The organism is Taklimakanibacter lacteus, from assembly GCA_003576695.1.
GTDB lineage: Bacteria > Pseudomonadota > Alphaproteobacteria > Rhizobiales > Aestuariivirgaceae > Taklimakanibacter > Taklimakanibacter lacteus.
The window spans coordinates 21,394-44,791 of record QOZQ01000011.1; the positions used below are offsets into that span (position 1 = coordinate 21,394).

At 62.8% G+C, this 23,398-nt stretch carries 17 protein-coding genes; 8 read left to right on the forward strand and 9 right to left on the reverse strand.

Going from position 1 to position 23,398, the window contains the following annotated elements; all coding sequences use genetic code 11:
• Positions 1-34: 34 nt before the first annotated feature.
• Together DT068_RS21345 and DT068_RS21350 are read right to left on the reverse strand one after the other, a co-directional pair.
• Positions 35-985 carry an arginase family protein gene (locus DT068_RS21345; RefSeq protein ID WP_119391922.1) on the reverse strand — a complete coding sequence of 317 codons (951 nt, stop codon included), beginning with the start codon at positions 983-985 and terminating at the stop codon, positions 35-37.
• A 122-nt stretch (positions 986-1,107) separates the two neighbouring features.
• Positions 1,108-2,925: a sensor histidine kinase gene (locus DT068_RS21350; RefSeq protein ID WP_119391923.1), complete on the reverse strand. Its 1,818-nt coding sequence runs from the start codon at positions 2,923-2,925 to the stop codon at positions 1,108-1,110.
• 119 nt (positions 2,926-3,044) lie between these two features.
• Here DT068_RS21350 and hemH point away from each other — a divergent pair, with 119 nt between their 5' ends.
• The 3 genes from hemH (at position 3,045) to DT068_RS21365 (ending at position 5,599) form a co-directional block, all read left to right on the forward strand.
• Entirely contained in the window at positions 3,045-4,061 is a 1,017-nt protein-coding gene (hemH, locus tag DT068_RS21355; protein ID WP_119391924.1) for a ferrochelatase, read from the forward strand.
• Positions 4,062-4,147: 86 nt separating this feature from the next.
• Positions 4,148-5,137, forward strand: a complete 990-nt coding sequence (locus DT068_RS21360) for an SPFH domain-containing protein (RefSeq protein ID WP_119391925.1) — start codon at positions 4,148-4,150, stop codon at positions 5,135-5,137.
• A 6-nt stretch (positions 5,138-5,143) separates the two neighbouring features.
• The gene (locus DT068_RS21365; protein WP_119391926.1) at positions 5,144-5,599 is read left to right on the forward strand and encodes an NfeD family protein; all 456 of its coding nucleotides are present in this window, start codon (positions 5,144-5,146) and stop codon (positions 5,597-5,599) included.
• Here DT068_RS21365 and DT068_RS21370 read toward each other — a convergent pair.
• Positions 5,592-6,593, reverse strand: coding sequence for a KpsF/GutQ family sugar-phosphate isomerase (locus DT068_RS21370; RefSeq protein WP_119391927.1), 1,002 nt, complete (start codon positions 6,591-6,593; stop codon positions 5,592-5,594). The genes DT068_RS21365 and DT068_RS21370 overlap by 8 nt on opposite strands.
• A gap of 231 nt (positions 6,594-6,824) precedes the next feature.
• Here DT068_RS21370 and DT068_RS21375 point away from each other — a divergent pair, with 231 nt between their 5' ends.
• The gene (locus DT068_RS21375; protein ID WP_119391928.1) at positions 6,825-8,216 is read left to right on the forward strand and encodes an outer membrane beta-barrel protein; all 1,392 of its coding nucleotides are present in this window, start codon (positions 6,825-6,827) and stop codon (positions 8,214-8,216) included.
• A gap of 206 nt (positions 8,217-8,422) precedes the next feature.
• Here the strand turns inward: DT068_RS21375 and galU are convergent, their stop codons facing one another.
• A complete protein-coding gene (gene galU, locus DT068_RS21380) occupies positions 8,423-9,316 on the reverse strand; it encodes a UTP--glucose-1-phosphate uridylyltransferase GalU (protein ID WP_119391929.1) in 894 nt (297 codons plus the stop codon).
• A gap of 125 nt (positions 9,317-9,441) precedes the next feature.
• On the opposite strand from galU, the gene galE reads away from it, so the two are divergent.
• The 3 genes from galE to DT068_RS21395 all read left to right on the forward strand — a co-directional run bounded on the left by galE (position 9,442) and on the right by DT068_RS21395 (position 13,082).
• On the forward strand, positions 9,442-10,434 hold the full coding sequence (gene galE, locus DT068_RS21385) for a UDP-glucose 4-epimerase GalE (protein WP_119391930.1): 993 nt from the start codon (positions 9,442-9,444) through the stop codon (positions 10,432-10,434).
• Between the two features lie 341 nt (positions 10,435-10,775).
• A complete protein-coding gene (locus DT068_RS21390) occupies positions 10,776-12,035 on the forward strand; it encodes a lytic murein transglycosylase (RefSeq protein WP_119391931.1) in 1,260 nt (419 codons plus the stop codon).
• A gap of 9 nt (positions 12,036-12,044) precedes the next feature.
• Positions 12,045-13,082, forward strand: a complete 1,038-nt coding sequence (locus DT068_RS21395) for an SGNH/GDSL hydrolase family protein (RefSeq protein ID WP_119391932.1) — start codon at positions 12,045-12,047, stop codon at positions 13,080-13,082.
• 244 nt (positions 13,083-13,326) lie between these two features.
• Here DT068_RS21395 and DT068_RS21400 read toward each other — a convergent pair whose 3' ends face one another.
• The 3 genes from DT068_RS21400 to gltB all read right to left on the reverse strand — a co-directional run bounded on the left by DT068_RS21400 (position 13,327) and on the right by gltB (position 20,210).
• A complete protein-coding gene (locus DT068_RS21400; RefSeq protein ID WP_119391933.1) occupies positions 13,327-14,745 on the reverse strand; it encodes a glutamate synthase subunit beta in 1,419 nt (472 codons plus the stop codon).
• A 9-nt stretch (positions 14,746-14,754) separates the two neighbouring features.
• Complete coding sequence (locus DT068_RS21405) at positions 14,755-15,351, reverse strand: glutathione S-transferase family protein (RefSeq protein ID WP_119391934.1); 597 nt, start codon at positions 15,349-15,351, stop codon at positions 14,755-14,757.
• 179 nt (positions 15,352-15,530) lie between these two features.
• Positions 15,531-20,210 (reverse strand): glutamate synthase large subunit, encoded by a 4,680-nt coding sequence (gene gltB / locus DT068_RS21410; protein ID WP_119391935.1) that lies wholly within the window; start codon positions 20,208-20,210, stop codon positions 15,531-15,533.
• A 545-nt stretch (positions 20,211-20,755) separates the two neighbouring features.
• Here gltB and DT068_RS21415 point away from each other — a divergent pair.
• Complete coding sequence (locus DT068_RS21415; RefSeq protein WP_119391936.1) at positions 20,756-21,817, forward strand: threonine aldolase family protein; 1,062 nt, start codon at positions 20,756-20,758, stop codon at positions 21,815-21,817.
• Here the strand turns inward: DT068_RS21415 and DT068_RS21420 are convergent.
• Both DT068_RS21420 and DT068_RS21425 read right to left on the reverse strand, forming a co-directional pair.
• Positions 21,809-22,666 (reverse strand): squalene cyclase, encoded by an 858-nt coding sequence (locus tag DT068_RS21420; protein WP_368904942.1) that lies wholly within the window; start codon positions 22,664-22,666, stop codon positions 21,809-21,811. The two genes, DT068_RS21415 and DT068_RS21420, sit on opposite strands and share 9 nt — an antisense overlap.
• 164 nt (positions 22,667-22,830) lie before the next feature.
• Complete coding sequence (locus DT068_RS21425; protein WP_119391938.1) at positions 22,831-23,364, reverse strand: CPBP family intramembrane glutamic endopeptidase; 534 nt, start codon at positions 23,362-23,364, stop codon at positions 22,831-22,833.
• Positions 23,365-23,398: the final 34 nt, after the last annotated feature.

Below are 23,398 nucleotides of genomic sequence, written 5' to 3' on the forward strand. Positions count from 1 at the left end.
GTAAAGCTGCGCTTCAACAGCCCTTTCAAATTCCTCATGCGATCGCGCTGCCTGCAGGGGGGAGGGGAATGGTTTTCGCCAGGCTGCCGATCACGTTGCAGATGATGCGCGCGGCGGTGAAGGCGCCGATGCCGCCCTGGTCGCGTCTGGCTACGAACTCGATCAGGTCGAAGCCGACAAGCCGGGCCTTGGCGATGGCCGCCTGGATGAGGCGCGTGACTTGCGTATAGGTGAGACCGCCGGTGGTGGGATAGGTCACCGCCGGCATGATCGACCAGTCGATAGCATCGCAATCGAGCGTGATGAGGAGCGGCGCATCCTTGTCGATATGATCGAGCGCCAGCCCGAGCCCGCGCAGATGAATATCGGCCGCGGTGATGAGCCGCGCGCCCCAGGCTTCAGCGTCACGAACCTCCTGCTCCCGCGCGGATCCCATGCCGCGCAGGCCGACCTGCACGATCTTGCCGACATGGCCCATTTCGGAAGCGCGGCGCATCGTCGATGAAAAGCCCAAGGGCTCGCCATAGCGCTCGCGGCGCCAGTCGATATGCGCATCGATCTGCAGGATGGTGATCGGCGGAGATCCGGAAAAGGCCTTGATGAAGGGAATGGGCGTCGAGTCATCGCCGCCGATCATCAGCGGGATGGCGCCGTGGTGCAGTATGTCGCGCGTGCAGTCCTCGATGAGCTTGCGGTTCTTCGCCGCCTGCTTCGCCCGGGTGGGAAGATCGCCCAGATCGGCGAAGCGATACTGCCCGCTCCTGCCGAGCAAGGGGCCGCCGAAGTCGAAATCCCAGGAGTCGAGGAAGCCCTTGTCGGGCGCCAGCGCCCTGCGCAGGGCATCGGGTGCCGTCTCACAGGGGCGGTTGTCGATGCCGCGGTAAGGTGTGCCATGCGGGGCGCCGAACAAGGCGGCATCCGAGCCTCTGGGCGATGCGGCAAATGAGCTGCCGAGAAACGGCGTGCGGGGCTTCTTCAGTTTCATGGAACTCCGATGGGTAGAAGGCTAAAGCGTGATGGCTTCAAGTCGAGTCGCCATCACGCTTTAGCTTTTTGTTTGCGCATGATTTTTCCGGAAAACCGGCATCCACTTTTCCGGATCATGCTTTAGAAAGCTGCCGCGCGCCGGGGCTGCACGGGCTCGGGCCATCTTACACGTTGGGCGGGGAGGATGAAGAAGGCGGTCGTGCCTTCTCCCGCGACGCTTTCCAGGACGACATCGCCGTCATGGAGTCGCGCGATCTTGCGGGCGATGGCCAACCCCAGGCCGATGCCGCCATGGCGGCGCGATGCGCTGGCGTCGGCCTGCACGAAAGGCTCGAAGACGCGCTCGATATCGTCTGCCGCTATGCCGATGCCGCGATCGGCGATGACGAAGACGAGCTCGTTCTCGGGGCTGCGCTCGATGGCGAGCGACACCTCGCTTTCGGGCCTGGAGAACTTGATGGCATTGGTGATGAGGTTGATCAGCACCTGGCGGACGCGCGTGATGTCGCCCCGGATCTCGGCGGTGGCATCGAGATTGATGGTGAGCGTGATGTTCGCAGCCTTCGCCTGCTCGCGGCACATCTTGTAGGATATTTCGAGGATTTCGGCGGCGTCCATCTCCTGCTCGACCAGATTGAGAGCGCCGCGCTCGATGCGGGTGACATCGAGTATGTCGCCGATGATGTTGCGCAGATGCGTGCTGCTCTGCAGGATCGTCGAGGCATATTCGGCATAGGCCGGGCTGCCGAGCGGCCCGTCGCGCTGAGCAAGCAGCATTTCCGAGAAGCCGACAATGGCGTTGAGCGGCGTCTTCAGCTCATGGCTGGTGATGGCGAGGAACTGGGATTTGGCCTGCGAGGCGCGCTCGGCGTCTTCCTTCGCCTTGATCAGGTCGACCTGGGCGCGCCGTTCGAGCGAGATGTCGCGGATCACGCCGCGATAGCCGAGAAATTCCTGCAAGTGTCCCCACAAGGGATGCGCGGTGATCATCCACCAGTCGGTCGCCTCGGGACGGCGAACTTCCAGACAGAGAGCGTCGATGGTCTGGCGGTTGGCGGACAGTCCGGCGAAATCACTCCAGCCCTGATCGGCCGGAGAAGCGCCGGCTGCTTCCTGCAGCGTCCGGCCAAGAAGCAGCGAGGAGGTTCTGACGAGGGTCGGCAGGCGGTCGGAAAAATAGATGAGCTTACCCTGTGCGTCGGTTTCCCACAGGAGATCGCTCGAGCAGATCTCGAAGTCTTTCAAGAGAAGGGCGAGGAACTCGGCCTGCCGGTTCATCTGGTAGCTGACGGCGGCGCGACGCGTCAGCGTGCGATGCAGCGTCAGGCTCATCAGCGACATCAGCAGGGGGATGATCACGGCGATCGAGCAGAGGACGAGATCGATCTCGTCGCCGCGGATCTGGCTGACGAAAATGGCGCCGCTCACGATCGTGGCGAAGGCGATCGAGGCGAAGGGCAGCCGGGTGATGGCGAAGGCGCCGGTGACCGACGCGATGAAGGAGATCGCGATGACGATGCGGCGGGCTTCCTCCGGCAATTCGGGAAGGAGCTGTAAGGATGGAAATGCCCACATGACGGCGAAAGCGAGCGTCGTCGCCTCGATGAAGCCGATCACATAGCGGTTGATGCTGGTGAAGTTCCGATTCTGGAGCCAGTAGGAGAATACGGTTCCGGTCAGCGCGAATTGCGCCGCGCCCCATAGATAGAGCCAGGGGCCCGAGACGTGCTCCACGCTGACCCAGGCGACCACCAGCACGGCCAGCATGTTGGCGACCATGATATAGGGCCGGAACTGGGCCAGCGGCGCCAGCTGCTCGGCGCGAAACCGGCTGAGATCGAATCTCGATCTGGAATCGACGCCGATCGACGCCGAAACCGCATCGGCGGATGCGCGGCGCTCCAACTGCCCGAGAGGGCCATCGCTTGGCGTCAGCATAGGCTTGCCGCCTGTCTCCCCGTTTCCCACGATCACATTATTGTAAGGCGCAATTGGGGTTGCGTTAAGGTGCCGGCGGTTCTTCCGCTTTGGTTAACAATCCGCTAGTTCAGGGCATCATGCTGAATGCGAAAGTCACTGCGCCGGGAAGCGGCCGGATCGGCGTCCTGATCGTCAATCTGGGCACCCCGGAAGCGACGTCCTATTGGCCGATGCGGCGCTATCTGAAGGAGTTCCTGTCCGATCCGCGGGTGGTCGAAACCAACCGCCTCCTGTGGTGGCTCATCCTCAACGGCATCATCCTGACGACGCGCCCGAAGCGCAGTGGCCATGCCTATGAGAAGATCTGGAACCGGGAGTTGAACGAGTCGCCGCTCATGACCATCACCCGGTCGCAGGCCGAGAGAATCGGCGCCCAGTTCCGCGATGACGGCCGGATCCTGGTCGACTGGGGGATGCGCTACGGGCTGCCGCCCGTGGGCGAGCGTCTCAAGGCCCTCAAGGAGCGGGGTTGCGACCGTATCCTGGTCTTCCCGCTCTATCCGCAATATAGCGCCGCGACGACGGCGACGGTGGCCGACAAGGTGTTCGAGACCATGGAAGCCTTGCGCTGGCAGCCGGCCTTGCGTTTCGTGCCGCCCTATTTCGCCGAGCCCGGCCATATCGCGGCACTGGCCCAGAGCGTCAGGGATCATCTCAAGACATTGAGCTTCGCGCCCGAGCTCATCTTCGCTTCCTATCACGGATTGCCGGAAAGCTATGTCGAAGCGGGCGATCCCTATTACGGCCACTGCCGGCAGACGACCCTCCTGCTGCGCGAGGCGCTCGGGCTGCCGGAGAACCGGCTGCAGATGGTCTTCCAGTCGCGCTTCGGCAAGGCGGAATGGATCAAGCCCTATGCCCAGGACATGGTGGCGGACCTTCCGGCCAAGGGGGTGCGCAATCTGGTCATGATCATGCCCGGATTCGCCGCCGATTGCGTGGAGACACTGGAAGAGGTGGCGATCGGCCTCAAGGAGACTTTCCTTGAAAAGGGCGGGGTAAATTTCTCGACCGTGCCCTGTCTTAACGATTCGGACGGTTCCATTACGATGCTGACCGGTCTGATCCGCCAGGAATTGGCCGGCTGGTTATGAAGGGACTTGCGATTCAACAACATGCCCCTATGTTATCGCCCGAGAGGGCGCTAGACTAGTTTCCTAGTCCCAGGTGGAGACGGCTTATGTTCGAAGGCGCTGGAATAGCAGTCATCATTCTTCTGGCCGTGGTTTTGTTCGGCCTTTTGCGGTCGATCAGAATGGTCCCGCAAGGATCCAACTACACGGTCGAGCGCTTCGGCCGCTATATCAGGACACTGCCGCCTGGCCTCGGCATCATCGTCCCGTTCTTCGATCGCGTCGGCCACAAGCTCAGCATGATGGAGCGGGTGCTCGACGTCCCCAGCCAGGAAGTCATCACCCGCGACAACGCCATGGTGAAGGTTGACGGCGTTGCCTTCTTCCAGGTGGTCGAAGCGGCGAAGGCCGCCTATGAAGTGCAGAATCTCGAACATGCCATCCTCAACCTGGTGATGACGAATATCCGCACCGTGATGGGCTCGATGGATCTCGACAGCCTCCTGTCGCAGCGCGACGAGATCAACCACCGCCTTCTCGGCGTCGTCGACCAGGCCGCCACGCCGTGGGGCATCAAGATGAACCGCATCGAGATCAAGGACATCAGTCCGCCGCGCGACCTCGTCGACGCCATGGCGCGGCAGATGAAGGCCGAGCGCGACAAGCGCGCCACCGTGCTCGAAGCGGAAGGCCAGCGCCAGTCGCAGATCCTGCGCGCCGAAGGCGAAAAGCAGTCGGTGGTGCTCGAAGCCGAAGGCCGGCGTGAAGCCGCCTTCCGCGACGCGGAAGCCCGCGAGCGCGCCGCCGAGGCCGAAGCCAAGGCGACCCTCATGGTCAGCGAAGCCATCGCCAGCGGCAATATTCAGGCGATCAACTATTTCGTCGCCAACAACTATGTGAAGGCGCTCGAGGCGCTGGCGGCCGCGCCCAACCAGAAGGTGCTCATGCTGCCGCTCGAAGCGACGTCGCTCATGGGCTCGCTCACCGGCATTGCCGAGATCGCACGCGAAACCTTCGGCGGCGGAAGCTCGGACCAGGTCGCTGGTCCGAAGAAGAAGAGCAGCGTTCCCTCCGTTCCTCACCAGCCCAAGGCCTGACGGGCCATGCAGCAGTTCCTTCCATTTCTCGGGGGCTGGACCTGGTGGGTGATCGCGGGGTTGTTGCTCCTCGTCGAACTCGCCTTGCCCGGCGTGTTCTTCATGTGGCTGGCGGCCGCCGCGGCGGTCATCGGCGTGATCGACCTCTTCGCCGATCTCTCCTGGCAGATCGAGATCGCGATATTCGCCGTGCTCTCTGTCGTCTTCGTGATGCTCCTCAGGCCGCGGTTCCAGTTGCCGCAAGGCAGCCCCAACAACCTCAACCAGCGCATGTTCGACTATGTCGGGCGCGCCTATGTGCTGGAAGACGCGATCGTCAATGGCCGCGGCAAGGTGCGCATCGACGACACGCTGTGGGTGGTGTCAGGCGCCGACCGCGGCAAGGGCGAATGGGTGAAGGTGACGGCGGTCGAAGGGCTGCGTCTGGTGGTCGAGCCCTTTGAAAGGCCTGCCTCTACCTGACGCCCTGGCGCAGCAGGTCGTGGATGTGGACGAGGCCGACCGGCTTGCCTTCATCATCGACGACAAACAGGCTCGTGATCTTCGTCGAGTTCAGATGCTCGAGGGCTTCCGAGGCCAGCGTATCCGGCGCCACGGTATGCGGCTTGCGGGTCATCACATCCTCTATCGCGTGATCGATGAGATCGCGTGACATGTGACGGCGCAAATCGCCGTCGGTCAGGATGCCGATCAGCCTGCCGCCGTCATCGACGACGCCAAGGCAGCCGAAGCTCTTCTGGGTCATGATGACGAGAGCTTCCGCCATCGGCGTCGCCGGCGCCACGATCGGCAGCCTGGGTGGCTTGTGCATGCAATCGCGCACATGGGTGAGGGCGGCGCCGAGCAGACCGCCCGGATGGAAGGTCTTGAACTGCGTCGCGTTGAAGCCGCGATCCTCGAGCAGCGCCAGCGCCAGCGCGTCGCCCATGGCGAGCTGCAGCAGGGTCGAGGTCGTGGGCGCCATGCCGATCGGACAGGCCTCGCGGGCATCGGGCAGGCACAGCAGCACATCGGAATGACTGGCGAGCGTGCTCTGGTCGCGGCTGGTCAGGCCAATGATCTTCACATCGAAGCGCTTGGCGTAGTCGAGAATGGCGTGCAGCTCGGCGGTCTCGCCGGAATTCGAGATCATGATGATCACGTCGTCGCGGCCGATCATGCCGAGATCGCCATGGCTGGCTTCGGCCGGATGCACGAAGAAAGCCGGCGTGCCGGTGGAGGCGAGCGTCGCCGCGATCTTGCGGCCGATATGGCCGCTCTTGCCCATGCCGGTGACGACGACGCGTCCGGCGCCGTTCTTGATCAGACGGACCGCTTCGGCGAAGGCGCGGCCGAGAGAGCCGTCCAGCGCGGCGATGAGCTTGGCCATGGCCTCGCTCTCGATACTGAGCGTGCGCCGGGCCGAGGCGATCCAGCCGCGCAATCCCTCAGGGTCAACTTCGATCACTCTTGCCATGGGCTCACTTAGAGCAAATCCCGCCAAAGTTGAAGACTTTGGCGATAAGGATTTGCTCCAACATATTGACGTGGCGCGAATCCTTTTCGGCGAGGTGATTCCACCTCGCCGGGATGCGCGCTAACTCATTCTGCCAGTAAACTTAAGACCATATCAGGCCCGATCAGGCCCCCGTCAACCGCCCATTAACCATGTTTTCGTTAGGTTCACCGGGAGGAATGAGGTTTGTGAATGGTCCGCCAGCGTTTCATATTTTGCGGGATCGCGGCGGCGTTCATCCTGACCGGTGTGGCGCAGGCGCAAGGGCAGGAGACCCAGGTCTCGGGCCTCCGGGCCAGCATCGATACGCCGGATCCGCTGGCCGATGGCGACCAGGCGGATGAGGAAGCCGTGCCGCCGCCCATTGCCGCCAGGCCGACCACGCTCGAAGCAGGCCTTGCGGTCGAGCCGCCGCCACCACCGCCGCGCCGGCGCCGCCGCGAGGATGATCCCTATGCGGCGCTCGGGCTCGATGTCGGAGGACTCACGGTCTTCCCGGTCCTGAGGGCCGGCATCATCGTCTCCGACAATCCCGCCTCCGCATCGACGGACCGCAAGGGCGATATCGGCGCCAGGCTCCGGCCGTCGCTCAGGATCGCCAGCGACTGGGTCAGGCATGAGCTGACCGTCGACGGCTCGGGCGATTTCGTCTTCTACGACGATCAGACCGAGAATGACTCCAAGGCCGCCGATATCCGCGCCCGGCTGAGGCTCGACGTGCTGCGCTCGACGACGCTGGCTCTCGATGTGGGCTATGTGCTGACGCAGGAAAACGGATCCGACAGCGAAGTGCCGGATACGGCGATCGGCAACCGCACCGACCAGTCCTTCAGCCAGAATGTCGCTTTGACGCGTCGCGCCGGCCGGTTCGCGGCCACGCTCAGGGCCGGCTCGGTGTGGCGCTACTTTGGCGATGTCGATCTTGCCGGCGGCGGCAAGGAGACCAACGGCGACCGCGAATATGTCGAGCCGCAAGCGGCCGTGCGCGTGAGCTATGAGGCCTCACCGGCGCTCAAGCCCTATGTCGAGGTCGGCTATGCGCCGCGCATCCATTTCGAGGATCGGGACCGCAACGGGCTCAACCGCAATTCGGACGGCTACCGGATCGAAGCCGGTGTCGCCTTCGAGCCTTCGCCTCTGTGGTCGGGCGAGCTCGGCGTCGACTACATGCTGCGCGACTACGCCGATCCGGCGCTCTCATCGATCGACATATTCGGCCTCACCGGCCGCGTCGCGTGGCGGCCGAGCGAGCTGACTACGGTCGATCTCTCGCTCAGCACCGATCTCAACGAAACATCATCGGCGGATTCAAGCGGCTCGCGCGTCTATGGCGCGCGCATCGGCATTGCCCATGACCTGCGCGACCATATCACGCTGAGCGGCAGCGCCGGCGTCGACTATGAGGACTACCAGGGCAGCGATGAGACCGAGCTGACCGTGCGCAGCAATGCCGGCGTGCTGTGGCGGCTCAACCGCTGGATCGCCTGGACGCTCGATTACGACTTCATCTACAACGACTCGAGCCTGCCCGAGTCAGACGATTACGAGAACCGGCTGACCGCGGGGATAGAGCTTAGGGGATAGAAGCCACTCCATCTAATTTCCCTTCTCCCGTCCGAAGGATGGGAGAAGGTGCCCAAAAGGGCGGATGAGGGCTCTTTACTCACGTGTGCGAAGCTTTCAGGAGCATTTTTCATTTTGCAGTCAAAGAGCCCTCACCCGACCTTCGGCCACCCTCTCCCATTGCTTCGCAACGGGCGAGGGGGAAAACCGGAGAGAGCTGACGGGTTCTAGCCCAACCCGCCTGCCTCATCGATGATGCCCTTGAGCTCGCGCTTGAAGTTGGCGGAGAGATCGCTGCGCTCGAGGCCATAGGCCACATTGGCGGTAAGGAAGCCGACCTTGTCGCCGCAATCGTAGGTCTTGCCGGTGAATTTCAGGCCGGAGAATTTCTGCCTGGCCTGCAGGCGGATCATCGCATCGGTGATCTGGATCTCGCCGCCGGCACCCGGCTCCTGCTTCTCGATCTCGGCGAAGATCTCGGGCTGCAGGATGTAGCGCCCGGAAATGATGAGATTGGAGGGGGCGGCCTCGCGCTTCGGCTTCTCGACCATCGCCTCGATCGAGAAGGAGCGGCCCGACCAGGTGCCGGGCTTGACGACGCCATAGCGATGCACATTCTCCCACGGCACTTCCTCGACCGCGATCACATTGCCGCCGCCCTGGGCCTCATACACATCCATCATCTGGCGCATGCAGCCGGGCTTGGCATGGATGAGCATGTCGGGAAGCAGCAAGGCGAAGGGCTCGTTGCCGATGATCTCGCGCGCGCACCACACCGCGTGACCGAGCCCCAGGGGCTCCTGCTGGCGGGTGAAGCTCGTCTCGCCGGCGCGGGGGAGAGATTTGGCGAGCAGGTCGAGCTCGGCCGTCTTGTTGCGCTGACGGAGCGTCGCCTCGAGCTCATACTGCTTGTCGAAATGATCCTCGATGACGCTCTTGTTGCGCCCGGTGACGAAGACGAAATGCTCGATGCCGGCTTCGCGCGCCTCGTCGACGACGATCTGGATGACCGGGCGATCGACGATGGTCAGCATTTCCTTAGGGACAGCCTTCGTCGCCGGCAAAAAGCGCGTGCCGAGACCGGCCACCGGGAAAACTGCTTTCTTGATGCGGCGCTGCATTTATGATTACTCCTCATTAAGTCTGTTTCTGCCGGTCCCGATGTCGTCACGCATTGTTGTGGCAATTTGGGTCAAATCGTGAAGAAAGCCAAGGTTTCTGACGAAAGCGCCAAAGGAGAACACGCATGGCTGTATTGGTGACCGGAGGTGCCGGATATATAGGCAGCCATATGGTTTACGCGCTCGCCGATCAAGGCGAGGAAGTGGTCGTCCTCGACAATCTGTCGACCGGCTTCTGGTGGGCGATCGCACCGCAGGCAAGGCTCATCGAGGGCGATATCGGCGATGAAGCGCTGATCGGCAAGCTCGCCACGGAGCACAAGTTCGATGCGATCATCCATTTCGCGGGCTCCATCGTGGTTCCGGAATCGGTCGCCGATCCTCTCGCCTATTATCTCAACAATACGGTGAAGACGCGCAGCCTGATCGCAGCGGCGGTGAAGGCGCAAGTGCCGCGCTTCGTGTTCTCATCGACCGCCGCGGTCTATGGCAATCCCGAAAGCGTGCCGGTCAAGGAAGACGAGCCGCTCAAGCCGATCTCGCCCTATGGCTCGTCCAAGCTGATGAGCGAATGGATGCTGCGCGACAGCCATGCCGCCTATGGACTGCAATATGTGGCCCTGCGCTATTTCAACGTGGCGGGCGCCGACCCCAAGGGCCGCACCGGACAATCGACGCCCAAGGCGACCCATCTCATCAAGGTCGCCTGCCAGACGGTGCTCGGCGAGCGCGAGCAGATGGATGTGTTCGGCTCGGACTATGACACGCCGGACGGCACGTGCCTGCGCGACTACATCCATGTCAGCGATCTCGCCCAGGCGCATCTCGACGCGCTGAAGCATCTGCGCCACGGCGGGGCGAGCGGCGCCTATAATTGCGGCTATGGCCAGGGCTACAGCGTCCTCGACATCATCAAGGCGGTGGAGAAGGCGGCCGGCAAGCCGGTCAACAAGCGGATGGCGCCGCGCCGGCCGGGCGATCCGGCTTCGATCGTCGCGGCCTCCGACAAGATCAAGCAGGAAATGGGCTGGACGCCGAAACATCAGGATATCGACGGGATCGTCCAGAGCGCGCTCGCCTGGGAGGATTATCTGCGCCAGCGCAACGAGGCCGCCTGAAAAGAGGGCTACCGCGTATCGAAACTCTCCATCATTTCCCTTCTCCCGTGCGAAGCACGGGAGAAGGTGGCCGATAGGCCGGATGAGGGCTCTTTCGTGCGGTCTGTCCAAATCCCCATGAGTGTTCCTTGCTGAAGCAAAGAGCCCTCACCCGCCCTCCGGGCACCCTCTCCCATTGCTGCGCAACGGGAGAGGGGAAAGTTGGAGAGGCGCGTGAAAGGAAAGTAGAGCTCGACGGGTAGTTCCCCATCATTTCCCTTCGCCCGCGCGTAGCGTGGGAGGAGAAAACGGAAGAGCCGCCTGAAAGGAGCCGCATTTGGCGGGTTTCCTGCGCGTCTGATATGACGGTTGAGCGGAGCGAATCGGCTCATCCCGATGCCTCGAGGACGATGATGGCGAAATCCAAGCTTCCAGCCGCGGCTTTCCTGGCCGCAGCCTTATGTGGACTGACGGCGTCGCAAGCCTTTGCCGATGCCGAATTCGAGAGCTTCATCCGGGACATGTGGCCCAGGGCGAAGCAGGCCGGCATTTCGCGCGAATTGTTCGATCGCGCCTTTGCCGGCGTGACGGATCCCGATCCCGACGTGCTGAAGCTCGCCAACAACCAGCCGGAAGTCACCTCGACGACATCGAAATATGTGTCGAAGGCCGTGACGCCCGTCCGCATCGAGACCGGGCAGAGCATGAAGGCATCGGAGCAGGAGCTGCTTGCGGCAATCGAGAAGCGCTACAAGGTCGACCGCAATATTCTCCTGGCCATCTGGGGCATGGAAAGCAATTTCGGCCGCGACAAGGGTCAGATGAGGGTCATGCGCTCGCTCGCCACCTTGCTCTATTCCGGCAACAAGAAGGATTACGCGCGCGAGCAATATGTCGCCGCGCTCAAGATACTGAAGACCGGCATCGTGCCAGTGAAGAGTTTCACCGGCTCCTGGGCCGGCGCCATGGGGCATACGCAATTCATCCCGACATCCTATCTCAATTTTGCCGTGGACTGGACCGGCGACGGCAGGAAGGACATCTGGAATTCGAAAGAGGACGCGCTCGCCTCGACGGCCAACTATCTGGCCAAGTCGGGATGGAAGAACGACCGCCCGTGGGGCTGGGAGATCAAGCTCCCGGCGAAGTTCAACCGCAGCCTGATCGGCCGCTCCAACTGGCGCCCGGTGGCCGACTGGGTGAAGCTCGGCATCGTGCCGGCGCGCGGCGGCAAGTTCGGCGCGCCCAAAGCCGATGCCTTCATCATGGTGCCGCAGGGCGTCGATGGCCCGGCCTTCCTGGTCACGCGCAATTTCATGGCGATCATGGACTACAACCAGTCGCATTCCTATGCGCTCGCGGTCGGCCATCTGGCGGACCGCATCAGGGGCGGGCAGCCCTTCGTGTCCACCTGGCCCGATGTCGATTACGACCTTTCGGCGGCGCAGCGCATCGAGATGCAGAAGCTCCTCATCAAGCGCGGCTTCGATACGGGCGGCGCCGATGGACGCTTCGGCGCCCGCACCTATGAGGCCATCCTGGGTTTCCAGACCAAGGCCGGCCTCAGGCTCGACGGGACGCCGACGGCAGCCCTGCTTGAGCGCCTGCGCCGGGGAAGCTAGGATGGGGCCATGATCAGGCATTTCCTCATTCTCCTGACGACGCTCGCGGCACTTGCCGTTCCGGCGCTGGCGCAGGAGACAAAGCAGGACAGGCAGCAGGAAACACCCTATTTCACGGCCAAGGACGTCTACCAGGTCTTCGTGATCGGCGACTCGCTGGCCGCCGGCCTGTGGTCCGGCGTCTCGCGCATGATCGACGGCGACATGCGGATATCGCTCAATGGCCGCTACAAGGAGGATTCAGGCCTGTCGCGGCCCGAATATTACGACTGGAACGGCGCCCTGCCGAAGATCCTGGCGAGCAACAAGATCGACATCGCCATCGTGATGATCGGCTCGAATGACGCGCAGCCGATCCGCAACGGCCAGATCCGCTATGCCTTCGACACGAAGGAGTGGCACACCGCCTATGTCGCGCAGGTCGACAAGCTCATGGCCAGCCTCAAGGCTGCGGGAGCCGCGGTCTACTGGATTGAAATGCCTCCCATGCAAGCGGCGAAATACGATGACTCGATGAAGGTCATCGCGGCCATTCATGCCGAACGCGCCAAGGCCGCCGGCATCCGCTTCGTTTCAACGCGCGATGCCTTGCTCGACAATGGCAGATACGCCGAAAGCGGCTTCGACGAGACGGGCGAGTTCGTCAAGCTGCGGTCGAAGGACGGCGTGCATTTCCTGAGGGAAGGCAACAACAAACTGGGCAGCCTCGTGGTCGCGGCCATCAACAAGGACATCGAGATCGCGGTTGCGGCGGCGCCAGATGTGGCGACGCCCGAGCCGACGGAGAACCAGCCCTTGCCCGGCTTCGGTCAGCCTGCGGCCACCTTGCCGCCGCCGGTGGCCCTGCCGGACGATTTGGGCCCCGCGGAGGTCTCGCAGGCGAAGTCGGACTATGCGGGGGCGCTGCCGGCGCCTGCCGACCCCGCCATGGCGCAGCTCGCCAAGACGACGCAGCCCGGCACCGACGCCTCGCGCCTGTTCAGCCGCGGCGAAGCGATCACCGCGCGGCCCGGCCGGTTCGACGATTTCACGCCGGCGCAGCCATAGTCCGTCATCCGGCGAAAGCCGCTATCATATGCACACAATTCGCGAGCGAGCTTTTCACCCTCGCCCCCGCTGAAGCGGGGCGAGGGCAAGGTCGCAATCCCTTCTACGATATGTGAATCCAATAGCGGCGAAAGCCGGGATCCCCTGAATGAGCGAAAGGCGGGCGTTGCCGCCCGCGCGGCGGGAATTCAATGGGCCCGGCTTGCGCCGGGGTGACGGATGTCGTTGTTGGCCCGAAGAAACCTTATCTGGGCAATTCCGTCTCACCCATCAGAAATTCATCGATGGCGCGCGCCGCCTGGCGGCCTTCGCGGATGGCCCAGACGACGAGCGACTGGCCTTTGCGGATATCGCCCGCGGCGAAGACCTTGGGCACCGATGTCTTGTAGTCGTCGGTATTGGCCTTCACGTTGCTGCGCTTGTCGCGCTCGAAAGCGGTCTCTTCGAGGAGACCCTTTTCCTCCGGACCCGCAAAGCCGATGGCGATCAGGACGAGATCGGCCTTGATGATGAATTCGGTTCCGGGCAGCGGCTCGCGCTTCTGGTTGACGCGGGCGCATTTGACACCGGTGACCTTGCCCTTTTCGCCCACGATGCCGAGCGTCGCGCAGGAGAACTCGCGCGCGGCTCCTTCGGCCTGTGATGAAGAGGTGCGGAACTTGGTCGGCCAATAGGGCCATACCAGCATCTTGTCTTCCTGCTCGGGCGGCACCGGGCGGATGTCGAGCTGCGTCACCGAGAGTGCCCCCTGGCGGAAGGAGGTGCCGACACAGTCGGAGGCGGTGTCGCCGCCGCCGATGACGACGACATGCTTGCCGGTGGCGACGAGCGGCGCCTCGCCTGAAATATCCTCACCGCCGACGCGGCGGTTGCTCTGGATCAGGAAGGGCATCGCATAATGCGCGCCCTCGAGGTCCATGCCGGGCAGGCCCGGATCGCGCGGCCGCTCCGCGCCGCCCGCCAGCAGCACCGCATCATAGGCATCGACGAGCGAGCGGAAGGGACGGGTGACGCCGATATCGACATTGTAGTGGAAAGTGACGCCTTCGGCCTCCATCTGCTCGACGCGGCGGTCGATCGGATGCTTCTCCATCTTGAAGTCGGGGATGCCGTAGCGCAGCAGCCCGCCCGCCTTGGCATGGCGCTCGAAGACATGGACCTCATGACCGACGCGCGCCAGCTGCTGGGCGGCGGCGAGACCGGCCGAGCCCGAGCCCACGACCGCCACCGTCTTGCCGGTCTTCTCCTCCGGCACTTGCGGCTTGATCCAGCCTTCGGTCCAGGCCCTGTCGGCGATCGCCTGCTCGATCGTCTTGATGGTGACCGGCACATTCTCGAGATTGAGCGTGCAGGCCTCCTCGCAAGGCGCGGGGCAGATGCGGCCGGTGAATTCCGGGAAGTTGTTGGTGGAATGCAGGTTGATCGCGGCATCGCGCCAGTTGCCCTGATAGACGAGGTCGTTCCAGTCGGGGATCTGGTTGTTCACCGGGCAGCCGGTGTGACAATAGGGAATGCCGCAATCCATGCAGCGCGCCGCCTGCTTTTCGGTGTCGCGCTCATCGAGCGGAATGGTGAATTCGCGGAAATGGCGCACGCGATCGGAGGCCGGCGCATATTTCTGCTCCTGCCGGTCGATTTCCAGAAAGCCGGTGATCTTCCCCATCGTCTGCTCCTAATGCCTGTTCACGGGCGAGAGGCCCAGGGCCTTCTCCGCGCGCGCAATCCATGCCTTGACCTCGGGCCTTGCCGCCAGGTCGAAGCCGCCTTCATGGGCAAGCCGTGTGTAAGCGACAAGAGCAATGTCGGCGACCGACACGGCGTCTCCCACATACCAGGTCTTGCCCTTGATGAGCTGCTCCATCAGATCGAGCGCTTTCTCGGCACGCTCGACCCGCATCGGCTCACGCTGTTCCTTCGTGCGGCCAAGATAGACCATGTGGTAGCGACTCGTCGCCACATAGGGCTCGTGGCTGTATTGCTCCCAGAACAGAAGCTCATCGATCTTCGCCTGGGCGAAAGGATCGACCGGGAGCAGGGCGCTGCCCGCCGCCAGATAGCGAATGATCGCGTTGGACTGCGCCAGGCAGCGGCCGTCATCGAGCTCGATCACCGGAACCTGGCCCATCGGACTCTTCTTCAGGAACGCCTCGGTCCGGCTCTCGTTCTTCATGATGTCGATATCGACCCACTCATAGGGGATCTTGAGAAAGTCGGCGGTGATGCTGACCTTCTGGCAATTGCCGGAGCCTCTGTCGCCATAGATTTTCATCTAGCACCTGCTGCCGGAATGGGTTGCGCGCTCTCCCACTATCGTCATCCCGGCGAAAGCCGGGATCCCCTGAACAGATGCAACGGGAGAAATCCCGCCCGCGCTGATACGATTTAATGGATCCCGGCTTTCGCCGGGATGACGGATTTTCATGCGACAGCTTTCCATGATCGAACGCCCTAGGCTCTCCGCTTCATGCCGATGGTCATGCCGTCGCTGCCCGCTTGCGCCTTTTCGAGCTCGCGCAAAGCGCGGGCATATTCGACCGGCATCACCTTGACGAATTTGGGCAGATAGTCGCCCCAGTGATCGATGATCTCGCGCGCGCGGCCCGAGCCCGTGTACTTCAAGTGACGCCCAAGCAGGTGCCAGATGCGCTCGGCATCATGGCGGTCCATATGGGCGGTCACATCGACAAGGCCGTGATGCTCGAGGTCGCCGCCATGGTGATGCAGGCGCTCGATCGCGACTTCCTCCGCCGGCACCGGCGCCAGATCGACCATGGCCAGGTTGCAACGCTGGGCGAAGTCGCCCTTTTCATCGAGCACATAGGCGACGCCGCCCGACATGCCGGCGGCGAAGTTGCGCCCGGTCTCGCCGATGACCAGCACGACGCCACCGGTCATGTATTCGCAGCCATGATCGCCGACGCCTTCGACGACGGCGATGGCGCCCGAATTGCGCACGGCGAAGCGCTCGCCGGCGACGCCGCGGAGATAGCATTCACCGCCGATGGCGCCATAGAGCACGGTGTTGCCGGCGATGATCGACTTCTCGGGCACGAAGCCCACATTCTCATGCGGCCTGACGATAAGCTTGCCGCCGGAAATCCCCTTGCCGACATAGTCATTGGCTTCACCGGTGAGCTCGAGGGTGACGCCATGGGCGAGGAAGGCGCCGAAGCTCTGGCCGGCAATGCCGGTCAGCGCGACGCGGATCGTGTCTTCGGGCAGGCCCACATGGCCATGGCGCCGGGCGACCTCGCCCGACAGCATGGCGCCAATGGTGCGATGGACATTGGTGACCCTGGCTTCGATCTCGACCGGCGTGCCGGAAGCGAGAGCGGCCTCTGCCTGCTCGATCAAGCGGACATCGAGCGAGTCCGAGAGGTCGTGCTTCGGCGGCTCGTCGCGGCGGATCGAGACCTTGCCGATTGTCTGCGGCTTCTCGAAGATGCGGGTGAAATCGAGGCCCTTGGCCTTCCAGTGGTCGATGGCCGCGATCTTGTCGAGATATTCGCTCATGCCGATGAGCTCTTCGAAGCGGCGGATGCCCATTCCGGCCATCAGCTCGCGCAGCTCCTCGGCCACATAGAAGAAATAGTTGATGACATGCTCAGGCGCGCCCTTGAAGCGCTTGCGCAGCACCGGATCCTGGGTCGCAACGCCCACGGGGCAGGTGTTGAGATGGCACTTGCGCATCATGATGCAGCCGGCGGCGATCAAGGGCGCGGTCGAGAAGCCCATTTCATCGGCGCCGAGCAAAGCGGCGACGAGGACGTCGCGGCCGGTGCGGATGCCGCCATCGGCCTGGACGATGATGCGGCCGCGCAAGCGGTTGGTGACCAGCGTCTGCTGGGTTTCGGCGAGACCGATCTCCCAGGGGCTGCCGGCATGCTTGATCGAGGTCAGGGGCGAAGCGCCGGTGCCGCCCTCGAAGCCTGAAATGGTGACGTGATCGGCGCGCGCCTTGGCGACGCCGGCGGCAACCGTGCCGACACCCACTTCCGAGACGAGCTTGACCGAGATCGAGGCGGAAGGATTGGTGTTGCGCAGGTCGAAAATGAGCTGGGCCAGATCCTCGATCGAATAGATGTCGTGATGCGGCGGCGGCGAGATGAGGCCGACGCCCGGCGTCGAATAGCGCACGCGCGCAATGGTGGCGTCGACCTTGTGGCCGGGCAATTGCCCGCCTTCGCCGGGCTTCGCCCCTTGCGCCATCTTGATCTGGATCTGGTCGGCATTGACCAGATATTCGGTGGTGACGCCGAAACGGCCGGAGGCGACCTGCTTGATCGCCGAGCGCATGGAATCGCCATTGGGCAAGGGCTTGAAGCGGTCAGGCTCCTCGCCGCCCTCGCCGGTGTTGGAGCGCCCGCCGATGCGGTTCATCGCAATGGCGAGCGTGGTGTGGGCTTCGCGGCTGAGCGAGCCATAGGACATGGCGCCGGTCGAGAAGCGCTTCACAATATCCCGCGCGGGCTCGACATCCTCGACCGGTATGGGCTTCCGGCCGATCTCTTCCGCCGACCTGATGCGGAAGAGGCCGCGCGGCGTCATGAAATGCTCATTCTGGTTGTTCACCAGCCGGGCGAAATCGCGATAGGTCTCGTGCGACTTGCCGCGCACGGCATGCTGCAGCTTCGCCACCGATTCCGGCGTCCACACATGCTGCTCGCCGCGGATGCGGTAGAGGTAATCGCCGCCGACTTCGAGAGCGGACGACAGGACCGGGCTTTCGCCGAAGGCGGCCGCATGGCGGGCGAAGGCTTCGGCGGCGATCTCATCGAGACCCACGCCTTCGATCTGGCTCGCCGTGCCGGTGAAGTAACGGGCGATGAATTCGCTCGACAGGCCGATGGCGTCGAAGATCTGAGCGCCGCAATAGGACTGGTAGGTCGAGATGCCCATCTTGGACATCACCTTCAATATGCCCTTGTCGACCGCCTTGATGTAGCGCTTGGCCGCTTCCTCGGCCGTGATCTTCTCATCGAGCGAGGCGATCATGTCTTCCAGCGTCTCGAAAGCGAGATAGGGGTTGATGGCTTCGGCGCCATAGCCGGCCAGCGTGCAATATTGATGCACTTCGCGCGGCTCGCCCGATTCGACCACGAGGCCGACCGAGGTGCGAAGGCCGCGGCGGATCAGATGGTGATGGGTGGCGGAGGTGGCGAGCAGAGACGGGATCGGCACGCGCTCGGCCGAGACCGCGCGGTCGGAGAGGATGATGATGTTGTAGCCGTCGCGCACCGCGCGCTCGGCGCCCGCACAGATCGCCTCGAGTGCTGCTTCCATGTATTCGGGGCCATTGGCGACATCATAGGTGATGTCGATGGTCACGGTGCGGAAGGGATTGTCCTTCACCACATTGATGGTGCGGATGCGCTCGAGCTCCTCATTGGTGAGGATCGGCTGCGGCACTTCGAGGCGCATCTGCTTCGAGGTGCCCTTGAGGTCGAGCAAATTGGGCCTGGGCCCGATGAAGGAGACGAGCGACATGACCAGCTCCTCGCGGATCGGGTCGATCGGCGGGTTGGTCACCTGCGCGAAGTTCTGCTTGAAATAGGTGTCGAGCTGCTTGGGCTTGTCGGACAAAGCCGAGATCGGCGTGTCATTGCCCATCGAGCCGACCGCTTCCTGGCCGGTCTGCGCCATCGGCGCCATCAGGAGCTTCACATCCTCCTGGCTGTAGCCGAAAGCCTGCTGGCGGTCGAGCAACGGCACCGCGATCTTGGGGCGCTTGGTCTTCGCCGCCGGCATTTCGCGCAGGACGAGCTGGGTGCGCTTCAGCCAGTCCTTGTAGGGATGCTGGGTCGAGAGCGTCTTCTTCAGCTCATCGTCGGAAATGATGCGCTTCTGCTCGAGATCGATGAGCAGCATCTTGCCCGGCTGCAGGCGCCACTTCTGGATGACCTTCTCTTCGGCGAATTGCAGGCAGCCCATCTCGGAGGCGAGCAGCACGAAGCCGTCATCCGACACCATGTAGCGCGAAGGGCGCAGGCCGTTGCGGTCGAGGGTGGCGCCGATGAGGCGGCCGTCGGTGAAGACCATGGCAGCAGGTCCGTCCCACGGCTCCATCAAGGCGGCGTGATATTCATAGAAAGCGCGGCGGTCCTCATCCATCAGCGGGTTGCCGGCCCAGGCTTCCGGGATGAGCATCATCATCGCATGGGGCAGCGAATAGCCGCCCATGAAGAGAAGCTCGAGCGCGTTGTCGAAGCAGGCCGAGTCGGACTGGCCCTCATAGGAGATCGGCCACAGCTTCTCGAGGTCGCGGCCCAGTATGTCGGACTTCATATTGGCCTGGCGCGCCGCCATCCAGTTGTAGTTGCCGCGCAAGGTGTTGATCTCGCCATTGTGGCAGATGAAGCGATAGGGATGGGAAAGCGGCCAGGACGGGAAAGTGTTGGTGGAGAAGCGCTGATGCACCATGGCGAGCGCCGAGGTCACGCGCTCATCCGCCAGGTCCTTGTAATAGAGGCCGAGGTCCTTGCCGAGGACGAGGCCCTTATAGACGATGGTGCGGCTCGACACCGAGACCGGGTAATAGCTGCGGCCCTTTGACCCTAAGACTTCGAGGACGCGGTTCGACACCACCTTGCGGCAGACGAAGAGCTTGCGCTCGAAATGCGCCTCATCGCGAATGGTGGGACCGCGGCCGATGAAGATCTGGCGATGGAAGGGCTCGGTCGGCCTGACACTGTGGCCGAGCACGGTCTCATCGACCGGCACGTCGCGCCAGCCCAGAACCTTGAGGCCTTCCTCGCGCGCGGTTTCCCACCAGATGCGCTCGATGTCCTGGCGGTAGACGGGCTCGCGCGGCAGGAAGAGGTGGCCCACGGCATAATGCTGCGGCGCAGGCAGAGCGAAGCCCAGGCGCTTGCCTTCCGCGAGGAAGAACTCATGCGGGATCTGCAGGAGGATACCGGCGCCGTCGCCCGCCTTGGGGTCGGCGCCGACGGCGCCGCGATGCTCGAGATTGCGCAGGATGCTCAAGCCATCGGAAATGATCTTGTGGCTCGCGAGATTATGGATATTGGCGATGAGGCCGATGCCGCAGGCATCATGCTCGTTGCGCGGATCGTAAAGGCCGTGCGCTTCGGGCAAGCCCTCGGGCAGAAGATGGGTCGCGTGTCTCATGGCCTCAAGCCTCTCACGTTTCCTAGACGGTCTTATAACCCTCCAAGGCGGGGCGTGAACCCGCCGAAGGGCTTGTAATCTTTGTTTGAGCAAATCCTTGTCGCCAAAGTCTTCAACTTTGGCGGGATGTGCTCGGGGTGTCGGCGTTTCGAGTTGGAGGAGCAGTCGCGAGGCTTCCCCGCGATTATCCTGGATCGAACCTCCGGCACCCCTTAGGGTCGTCCCGGAGCTTCAATCTTTTTTCGTTTTCGTCGTTTCAGCTCGGGACATAGACAGGCAATCGGCGGCTTTGTCGGCCGTCGTGTTCAGAGCCACATTGGCATCGGTCCGGATCATCCGGGTTCCCTGAACTTGTTGCACTGCAAAAGGACAGCATAGCTGTCCTTTTTATTTATGTCAGACCGAGGAAAGGGGCGCAAGTAAAGATTGGCCCCGGAGTCAACTTCGAAACAAAATTGCGCAACCGGGACAGATATGCGCCGGAGGGGGTTGGCAGCGCCCGAGCGCTTGGCTAGGCATCAGCCCCTCAGCAGGGGTTCTCAACCATGAATTTCGCCTCCGACAATGTCTTCGGCATCCATCCCAAGATCTTCGCCGCCATCGAGGCCGCCAATAAGGGCACTTCCGCCTCCTATGGCTATGACGATTATTCGAAGCGCGCCGAGGAGAAGCTGTCGGCGGTCTTCGGCAAGGAGGTGCGTGCTTTCCTGGTGACGACGGGCACGGCGGCGAACGGCCTTGCCCTCTCGGCGCTGTCTCCTTCCTATGGCGCGGTCCTCACCCATGCGGAAGCGCATGCCTTCGTCGATGAATGCAACAGCCCGGAAATGTTTACGGGCGGCGCCAAGATCATCGGACTTCATGGCATCGAGGGAAAGATCACGCCCGCCATCGTCGAGAAGGCGCTGAAAGGCTTCATCCGCGCCGAGCATGATCCCAAGCCTTCCGCCCTTTCGATCACCAATTCGACCGAGCTTGGCCGTGTCTACACGCCCTCCGAGATCAAGGCGCTGTCGGCCGTCCTCAAGCCGCGCAAGATGAAATTCCACACCGATGGCGCGCGCTTCGCCAATGCGGTGGCGAGCCTCGGCGTGGCGCCGGCGGAGATCACCTGGAAATCCGGCATCGATGTGATGTCCTTCGGCGGCACCAAGAATGGCGGCATGCTGCTGGAAGCAGTCGTGTTCTTCGACACGGCGCTGGCGGAGGATTTCGTCTACCGGCGCATGCGCGGCGGCCAGCTCGTGTCCAAGAGCCGCTATCTCGGCGCCCAGATGCTGGCCTATCTGGAAGGCGATCTGTGGCTCGACAATGCCCGCATCGCCAACGGCTATGCCAAGCGCCTGGCGGACGGCCTCAAGACGTCCAATCGCATCCGGATCCCCTTGCCGACCGATGCGAACGAGGTCTTCGCCGTGGTCCCCAGGGCGCTGCATGACAAACTGCAGGCGGCGGGCGCCCATTATTATGACTGGATGCCGGATACGCTGGGCCCCGACGGCGTCAAGGACGACGAGATCTTCGTGCGCTTCGTGCTCTCCTATGCAACGCCGCCCGAGGATGTCGATCGCTTCATCGGACTGGTGAAGGAACTCAGCTCAGCCTGACGATCCAGCTTCGGCCCAGTCCAGCACGCGGAGCGCGCGCAGCGTGTTCCAGCGGCTGGCGCTCCCGACTTCGTTTTCCATGGTGAACGGCAGGCGGGTCGGAAGCAGCACATTGAGCGGCCAGCGCCCGTTCTGGTGGCTTCTCTTCTTCACAAGCTCGATCGCTTCGGCGGCCCGCTTGTCGGGTTTGACTTCGGCGCTGCGCAGGTAATCGAGGCCGCGCAGCACGTCGTAATGGTACATGGTCGAATAGGCGAAACGCATCCATTTGCGATCGATGATCTCGCCGGATGTGAGCGACTTCAGCATTTGGCGGTCGAGCAAATAGTCCTGAGCCCGGGCACGGGCCTTAGTCACCGCAGGCGTGGCGCCTTTGGCCTTCTCATATTCGAGAAGTCCTTCGAGGACGCAGATCGTTGAATGAAATGAGGCGCGCTTGCTCTGCGGCGCCTCACAGTTCCAGCCACCATCCGCGAGCTGCTCAGAGAGCAGCCGGTTGGCCAGACGGTCGCAGGGTGCTCCGAAATAGGCGCCTGCCGAGAGAATCCTGCCATTGATGCAGGCTTCGGTTTCGCCGTCGAAGAAGGGACGGCCGTCAAGCTGCCACCAGGTGATGCGCTCTTGCACGAGATCGACTGCCTGACGTGCTTCCTTGCTCGTCGGTTCCACACCCAGATTTTTCAGCAAGGCCAGGGCGTCGACCGTCGTCATCCAGCCATTATCGTCATCGGGTCCCCATTGGCCACGCGGCGACTGGAGCTTGAGGAGTTGGGCGCCCCAGCCTTCCCCGACAACGCGCGAACGCTCCGCGGCGACGACCGCATCAGGCTCATCGGTAAGGTCGCGCATAGCTTGCCATCGGATCGAGGGATCCGACTCGAGCAACCATTTCACAACGGCCTTTCGGCTCGCCATATCTCGCTCCGTTTCTGACCGGGATTGCCGTATGGTCACCGACAATCTGAATCTTAGGATTTGTGGATTGCTATATCAAGGCACGGCTCAGGCCAATCCTAGGTACTGTTGTAGATGAGCCAAAGGAATGCAATGCCTCCGGCAAAATAGAACGCGTCAAATACAGCGTGCGCGATGATGGGCACGATCAGGTTGCGCGCAGACAAATAAATTGTCGAAAGTACCAAGCCGGCAAGCATGGCAAACACCGCGGCCCCGGCACCATATGACCAATGAACACCCGCGAAAATCAAAGTCGATCCAATGACTGTCATCGCGGGCGACACACCTCGCAACAGCAGCAGATTGATGAGATAGAAGCGAAAAACAATCTCTTCGCTCAGTCCAACAAAGACCATGCCCACCGTACTGTCGAAATAATGGAGCGCTGAATTGGTTGGTGAAGGAAAGCTTGTCACTTGCCAGCTATGAGCGTTCAGATATTGGAGAAATGTCCCGCCGACGACGTTAGCGCTGATCAAAATGATCGTTCCAACTAGGGCCGTCAGAAGTTCTTTTGCGGACGGCACGGAGAGACGCCAAGGTATGGGCAGCGAAGCCGGTTCGTTGCGTAGCAGCAGATAGATAAGCACGAGGCTAAATATCCGGCAGGCATAGTCCGTGGCG